9 protein-coding genes are annotated in these 6,612 nt (G+C 68.4%); 6 read left to right on the top strand and 3 right to left on the bottom strand.

Annotated features, from left to right (window positions below; translation table 11 throughout):
* Window positions 1-37: 37 nt before the first annotated feature.
* Window positions 38-997, bottom strand: a complete 960-nt coding sequence (locus tag ABZX92_RS32060) for a CoA ester lyase (RefSeq protein WP_355567592.1) — start codon at window positions 995-997, stop codon at window positions 38-40.
* Between the two features lie 110 nt (window positions 998-1,107).
* On the opposite strand from ABZX92_RS32060, the gene ABZX92_RS32065 reads away from it, so the two are divergent.
* The 5 genes from ABZX92_RS32065 to ABZX92_RS32085 are packed head-to-tail and all read left to right on the top strand — an operon-like array spanning window position 1,108 to window position 4,454.
* Complete coding sequence (locus tag ABZX92_RS32065) at window positions 1,108-1,446, top strand: hypothetical protein (protein WP_355567594.1); 339 nt, start codon at window positions 1,108-1,110, stop codon at window positions 1,444-1,446.
* Window positions 1,443-2,279 carry an aminoglycoside phosphotransferase family protein gene (locus ABZX92_RS32070; RefSeq protein WP_355567597.1) on the top strand — a complete coding sequence of 279 codons (837 nt, stop codon included), beginning with the start codon at window positions 1,443-1,445 and terminating at the stop codon, window positions 2,277-2,279. Before ABZX92_RS32065 ends, ABZX92_RS32070 begins: the two co-directional genes overlap by 4 nt.
* Before the next feature lie 15 nt (window positions 2,280-2,294).
* Complete coding sequence (locus ABZX92_RS32075; RefSeq protein WP_355567600.1) at window positions 2,295-3,548, top strand: CBS domain-containing protein; 1,254 nt, start codon at window positions 2,295-2,297, stop codon at window positions 3,546-3,548.
* Window positions 3,541-4,026 carry a DUF1003 domain-containing protein gene (locus tag ABZX92_RS32080; protein ID WP_355567603.1) on the top strand — a complete coding sequence of 162 codons (486 nt, stop codon included), beginning with the start codon at window positions 3,541-3,543 and terminating at the stop codon, window positions 4,024-4,026. Before ABZX92_RS32075 ends, ABZX92_RS32080 begins: the two co-directional genes overlap by 8 nt.
* Window positions 4,023-4,454 (top strand): hypothetical protein, encoded by a 432-nt coding sequence (locus ABZX92_RS32085; protein WP_355567605.1) that lies wholly within the window; start codon window positions 4,023-4,025, stop codon window positions 4,452-4,454. Before ABZX92_RS32080 ends, ABZX92_RS32085 begins: the two co-directional genes overlap by 4 nt.
* On the opposite strand, the gene ABZX92_RS32090 is transcribed toward ABZX92_RS32085, so the two are convergent.
* Together ABZX92_RS32090 and ABZX92_RS32095 are read right to left on the bottom strand one after the other, a co-directional pair.
* A complete protein-coding gene (locus ABZX92_RS32090) occupies window positions 4,444-4,842 on the bottom strand; it encodes an NUDIX domain-containing protein (protein WP_355567608.1) in 399 nt (132 codons plus the stop codon). The genes ABZX92_RS32085 and ABZX92_RS32090 overlap by 11 nt on opposite strands.
* Window positions 4,839-5,306, bottom strand: a complete 468-nt coding sequence (locus ABZX92_RS32095; RefSeq protein WP_167971364.1) for a MarR family transcriptional regulator — start codon at window positions 5,304-5,306, stop codon at window positions 4,839-4,841. The genes ABZX92_RS32090 and ABZX92_RS32095 overlap by 4 nt, the downstream gene beginning before the upstream one ends.
* 103 nt (window positions 5,307-5,409) lie before the next feature.
* Here ABZX92_RS32095 and ABZX92_RS32100 point away from each other — a divergent pair, with 103 nt between their 5' ends.
* The gene (locus ABZX92_RS32100) at window positions 5,410-6,555 is read left to right on the top strand and encodes a P-loop NTPase (protein WP_355567610.1); all 1,146 of its coding nucleotides are present in this window, start codon (window positions 5,410-5,412) and stop codon (window positions 6,553-6,555) included.
* The last annotated feature ends 57 nt before the right edge of the window (window positions 6,556-6,612 follow it).

Here is a 6,612-nt window from a genome sequence, read left to right on the forward strand (position 1 = left end):
GAAGTAGCGCACAATCCGTAACGGATTTGAACCCGGATCAGTCCTCCGGCGGGGTCCAGATGTTCGAGCGCGACATGCCCGCGGCACGGCCCTTGCCCGAGATCACCAGAGCCATCTTCCGCGACGCCTCGTCGATCATCTCGTCGCCGAGCATCACCGCGCCGCGCTTACCGCCCGCCTCGGACGTGAAGTACGAGTACGCGTCGAGGATGTTCTCGGCGTGGTCGTAGTCGTCCTGCTTCGGGCTGAACACCTCGTTGGCCGCGTCGATCTGGCCGGGGTGCAGCACCCACTTGCCGTCGAAGCCCAGCGCCGCCGAACGGCCGGCGACGCGCTTGTAGCCGTCGACGTCGCGAATCTGCAGGTAGGGGCCGTCGATGGCCTGCTTGTCGTGGGCCCGCGCGGCCATCAGGATCCGCATCAGGATGTAGTGGTAGGCGTCACCGACGTCGTAGCCGGGCGGCTGCTCACCGACCACGAGCGACTTCATGTTGATCGACGCCATGAAGTCCGCCGGGCCGAAGATGATCGTCTCGACGCGCGGGGACGCGGTGGCGATCGCGTTGACGTTGTTCAGGCCCAGGGCGTTCTCGATCTGCGCCTCGATGCCGATCTTGCCGACCTCGTAGCCCATCGTCTTCTCGATCTGCGTGAGCAGGAAGTCGAGCGCCACGATCTGCTCGGGCGTCTGCACCTTCGGCAGCATGATGCAGTCGAGGTTCGCACCGGCGCCCTCGACGACCTCGGTGACGTCGCGGTACGTCCACTCCGTCGTCCAGTCGTTGACGCGCACGACCCGGGCCTTGTCGCCCCAGCCGCCTTCGTTCAACGACGCGACGATCGTCTTGCGGGCGTCCGGCTTGGCCAGCGGGGCGCAGGCGTCCTCCAGGTCCAGGAACACCTGGTCCGCCGGCAGCGTGCGCGCCTTGTCGATCATCTTCTGGCTCGAACCCGGAACCGCCAGACACGAGCGACGGGGACGCTGCTGGTCGACCACTGGAGTACCTCCTCGTACCGGCCGGTAACTATGTGCGCCACAGTGGCACGCATCATCTCCGGGCGCATATTCGCTGAGTCCCGTTTCACAAACCCTGGCAGGCTGAACCGGTGGAGATCACTCGAATCTTGGACGCGGCGCTGCGAAAGGCAGCCGCCGTCTGGATCACCTCACCCGGCCACGAACCCCGTCTCGTGCACGCGCACTGGCGGGACGACGCGCTGTGGGTCGTCACGGGCGGCAGTGAACAGCAGGTGCCGGGGCTGACCGACCAGGCGCAGGTCACCGTCACCGTGCGGTCCCCCAGCACGCACTCGCACCTCATCGACGCTCAGGCCGTGGCGAAGCTGACCGAGCCCGACGAGGAGACGGCGCAGGCCTTGAAGACCGCCCGGCTCAACACCAAACCGCAGTGGGAAGCGGTGTACCGGCTGGAGTTCAGCGCATGATCACCGTTCCGGCCGGTTTCGGCGAGGGCCTCGGCGACGGCGCCTCCGAGTGGGTCTCGAAGCTGCCGACTCTGGCGACCAAGGCGTGTTCGAGGTGGCGGCTCACTCCGGACGGCGAGCTGATGCACGGGTTCTGCGCCGTCGTGCTGCCGGTCCGCCGGGCCGACGGGCACCCGGCGGTGCTCAAGCTGACGTGGATCGACCACGAGACAGAGCACGAACCGCTCGCGTTGAGGCTCTACGACGGCAACGGCGCGGTGCAGCTGCTCGGTCACGACGAGGAGCTCGGCGCGTTGCTGCTGGAACGCCTCGACCACACGCACTCCCTCGACAACGAGCCGATCGAGCTCGCGGTCGGCGTGATCGGCTCGATGCTGCGCCGCCATCGGGATCTGGAGGCGCCCGCGGAGATCCGCCGGCTCACCGGTGAGCTTCGGCACCATCCCGAGGTGCCCGGCAAAGTGCTGGACGCGGCACGGGAGATCGCGACGCGACCGATGGGCCGTTCGCTGGTCAACGAGGACCTGCACTACGAGAACGTGCTGCGCGGCGACCGCGAACCGTGGTTGATGATCGACCCGAAACCGCTGTCCGGTGACCGCGAGTACGGCGTGATCCCGTTGCTGTGGAACAGGTTCGAGGAGCTGGACGGCCGCAAGGGCCTCACCGACCGGTTCCTGGCGCTGTGCGACGCCGGGGAGCTGGACGTCGCGAAGGCGCGGGACTGGACGTTCTACCGGGCCGTGGCCAACTGGATCTGGTGTCTGGAAGAGGACATCGAGGATTTGGCCGTGATCTGCGCCGAGATCGCCGGGTGGGCGGCCAGAACCTGATCTAGCCTGGTTGTTGTGGTGGCTGTGAACCGGGTTTACATCGCTCAGCTGGCCGGACTTCCCGTCTTCGGCCCCGACGGCGAACCGATCGGCAAGGCCCGCGACGTCGTGATCAGTCTTCGGATCGACCGCCAGCCGCCGCGGGTGCTCGGCATGGTCGTCGAGCTGGTGACGCGCCGCCGGATCTTCGTGCCGATGCTGCGGCTCACCTCGATCGAGCCGAACGCCGTGACGCTCGCGACCGGCTCGGTGAACCTGCGGCCGTTCCACCAGCGGGTCAACGAGGTGCTGGTGATCGGCGAGGTGCTCGACGCCAAGATCCAGCTGGCGGACGGCGGCACGGCGGTCGTCGTGGACGCCGCGATGGAGCTGACCCGCACCCGCGACTGGCGGATGATCAAGGTGGCGGCCCGCCAGCGCACCGGCAGGTTCGGCTTCAAGGGCCCGACGCAGGTCTTCCGCTGGGAGGACGTCGGCGGTCTGAGCGTCAACGAGCTCTCGGGCCAGCCGCAGGGAGCGCAACAGCTCGTCGCGGTCTTCGAGGGAATGCGCGCGGCGGACGTGGCTCACGCGCTGCACGAACTGCCGGCCAAGCGCCGCCACGAGGTCGCGGACGCACTGGACGACGAACGGCTCGCCGACGTCATCGAGGAACTGTCCGAAGAGGACCAGAAGGACGTCCTGTCGCACCTGGACGAGGAACGCGCCGCGGACATCCTGGAGGCGATGAACCCGGACGACGCGGCCGACCTGCTGGGCGAGCTGTCCGAGGGCACCAAGGACCGCCTGCTCGAGCTGATGGAACCCGAGGAGTCCGAACCGGTCCGGCGTCTGCTGGAGTACTCGTTCGACACCGCGGGCGGCCTGATGACCCCGGAACCGATCATCCTCACGCCGGACGCGACGATCGCGGAAGCGTTGGCACGGGTGCGAAATCCCGATCTCACACCGGCTTTGGCCTCGATGGTCTTCGTGTGCCGCTCGCCCTCGGCAACGCCGACGGGGCGGTACTTGGGGTGCGTCCACATCCAACGCCTGCTGCGCGAACCGCCGTCCGATCTGGTCGCCGGCGTGCTCGACACCTCGTTGGTGCGGCTGCCACCGTCGGCTTCCCTGAGCGACGTCACCCGCTACTTCGCCACCTACAACCTGGTGTGCGCACCGGTCACCGACGAGGCTGAGCACCTGCTCGGCGCGGTGACCGTCGACGACGTGCTGGACCACCTGCTGCCGGCCAACTGGCGCGAGACGGGACTGAGCCATGCCTGAACTGCTGCCGCGGCGCAGACTCGACCAGCCGCGCGAGCCACGGGGCTTCCGCTTCTCCATCGACCCGGACTCGTTCGGTCAGTTCTCCGAACGGCTCGCGCGGTTCCTCGGGACGGGGAAGTTCCTGTTCTGGCAGACGGTGCTCGTCATCGCGTGGATCACGCTGAACCTCTTCGCGGTGACGCTGCGGTGGGATCCGTATCCGTTCATCCTGCTGAACCTGGCGTTCTCGACGCAGGCTGCTTACGCGGCGCCGCTGATCCTGCTGGCGCAGAACCGGCAGGACGACCGGGACCGGGTGTCGCTGGAGGAGGACAGGACTCGGGCGGCGCAGACCAAGGCGGACACCGAGTACCTGGCGCGGGAGCTGGCCGCCGTGCGGCTGGCGATCGGCGAGGTGGCGACGCGCGACTTCATCCGGGGTGAGCTGGAGAAGCTGGTGAAGGAGCAGAACAACACGCGCAGGGTCCGGCCGTGACCTTCCGGGACGTAGTCGCTTTGTGGCTGGTGAGGGAGAAGTCGGCGAGCGACGTGGTGTTGGCCGCGTGCGACCTGCTCGTCGGGGACGTCGACAGCCCGGCTGTGGCGCGGCTCGCGGCGGTGTCGACGAAGGAAGCCGACATCGAGGTGCCGATCCTGCTGCCCGACGCACTGCAGGACCTCGGACTGGCCGCGCACGTCATGGGTTCGGTCTCGGCGAAGGAGGAGGGCCTTCGAGCGATGGCCGTGCGCGTGCGGTCAGGCGAGCTGACGCCTCGCGAGCTGACTTCCTGGGCGCACCGGATCTTCGGACACGAGCACGCGGGCGAACGTCTGTCAGAGCTGGACGATGCCTATGACACCTGCGGCGTCAGCGATGAGCTGGACGATCAGGTGATGGCGGAAGTGCGCCGGATCACGTCCTGATCTGTCCGCTCGCGACCAGGTCTGACAGGACCTCGTGGATCGCGGGCGCCGTCTCGGCGTGCTCCCGGTACTCGTCACGCGTCACGTACGTCAGCTCGGCGATCTCGCTCGTCGGCCGCGGCACACCCAGCAGCACAGCGGTGAAACAGGTCATGTCGACCATCGCGCCCTCACCCTCGCCGTAGGCGGGGGCGACGTAGCGCTTGAGGACCTCCGGCCGTTCCAGCTCGATCCCGAGCTCCTCCCGGACCTCCCGGCGCAACGCCTCGGCCGGGGACTCGCCCGTCTCGATCTTGCCGCCTGGCAGGTAGAAGGCCTTCTTGTTGCGTGAGCGCACAACGAGGAGGCGGCCAGCCTCGACGTGCACAAGTCCCACCACGGTGATCACGGATACACGTCGTCCGCTGCCAAGCGATCACACGTGCGTCCGAAGGCCTCGAGCTCTCCAGGCCCGAAGCTCTCCCCGAAGTGCTCGGCAACGCCGGCGAGGTGGGTAGCGGATGCGCTGCGCAGACGTTCGGCACCGAGCGGTGTGAGCACGGCCACGATGCCGCGTCCATCACCGTCGGCGCGTTCGCGTCCGACCAGTCCGGCGCGTTCCAGCCGGTCCACCAGGCGGGTCACGCCTGAACGGGACAGCAGGACGGCATCGGCGAGTTCGGTCATGCGCATGCGCATGGAAGGCGTCTCGGCCAGTTGAACCAGCACGTCGTACGCCGCGAGCGAAAGGCGCTGCTCAGCAATCAGTTCGGCCTCGAGGACCCTCGTGATCCGTGCATGCGCGCGGAGGAACGATCGCCACACCCCTAGCTCGACACGGGTGGGCAACCGGGAACTACCCGATTCCGGCACGGACGTCGATGTTACGGACAGCTCCGGCCCCGCTACGACCTGGGCCTGTGCTCGAAAGTGACCGGCCGGTAGGACAGGCGTGTGCCGGACGTAGCATGGCCGGGTGACCACCACGCAGCCCCTCCCCACCGTCGAGGACGTCCGCAAGGCGCTCGCCGGTGTGCAGGACCCCGAGATCCGCCGCCCGATCACCGAGATCGGCATGGTCAAGGACGTCGAGGTCGGCGCGGAAGGTGCCGTGGTCGTGGGCATCTTCCTGACGGTCGCGGGCTGCCCGATGCGCGACAAGATCACCAAGGACGTCACCGCGGCGGTGCAGGCCCTGGACGGCGTGTCGTCCGTGCGGGTCGATCTGGACGTGATGAGCGACGCCCAGCGCACCGAGCTCCGCAAGTCCCTGCGCGGCGGCGCCGAAGAGCCGGTCATCCCGTTCGCCCAGCCGGGCTCGCTGACGCGCGTGTACTGCGTCGCGTCCGGCAAGGGCGGCGTCGGCAAGTCCTCGGTCACCGTGAACCTCGCCGTGGCCATGGCCGCGCGCGGCCTGTCCGTCGGCATCGTCGACGCGGACATCTACGGCCACTCGATCCCGCGCATGCTGGGCGCCGACGGCAAGCCCACCCAGGTCGAAAAAATGATCATGCCGCCCCAGGCGCACGGCGTGAAGGTCATCTCGATCGGCATGTTCACGCCGGGCAACACCCCGGTCGTGTGGCGCGGCCCGATGCTGCACCGCGCGCTGCAGCAGTTCCTCGCGGACGTGTTCTGGGGCGACCTGGACGTGTTGCTGATCGACCTGCCGCCCGGCACCGGCGACATCGCGATCTCCGTCGCCCAGCTCGTGCCGAACGCGGAGATCCTGGTCGTCACCACCCCGCAGCAGGCTGCCGCCGAGGTGGCCGAGCGCGCCGGGTCGATCGCGCTGCAGACCCGTCAGCGGGTCTCGGGTGTCATCGAGAACATGTCGTGGCTGGAGATGCCCGACGGTTCACGCATGGAGGTCTTCGGCTCGGGTGGCGGTGCGGCCGTCGCGGAGTCGCTGTCCAAGACCATCGGCTCCGAGGTGCCGCTGCTCGGCCAGGTGCCGCTCGACCCCCGCCTGCGGGAGAACGGCGACTCGGGCACGCCGATCGTGCAGGCGGTGCCGGAGTCGGCAGCGGCTCAGGTGCTGCTCGACGTGGCCAAGAAGCTGACCGTGAAGTCACGCGGCCTGGCAGGCCGCCTTCTCAACGTCTCCCCCGCGGGCCGCTAACCCCGCTTTCAAAGGGAACGCGGGGGCCCTGCGTTCCCTTCTGGGTAACGCAGGGCC

This window comes from Lentzea sp. NPDC006480 (genome assembly GCF_040611995.1).
Taxonomy (GTDB): Bacteria; Actinomycetota; Actinomycetes; order Mycobacteriales; family Pseudonocardiaceae; genus Lentzea.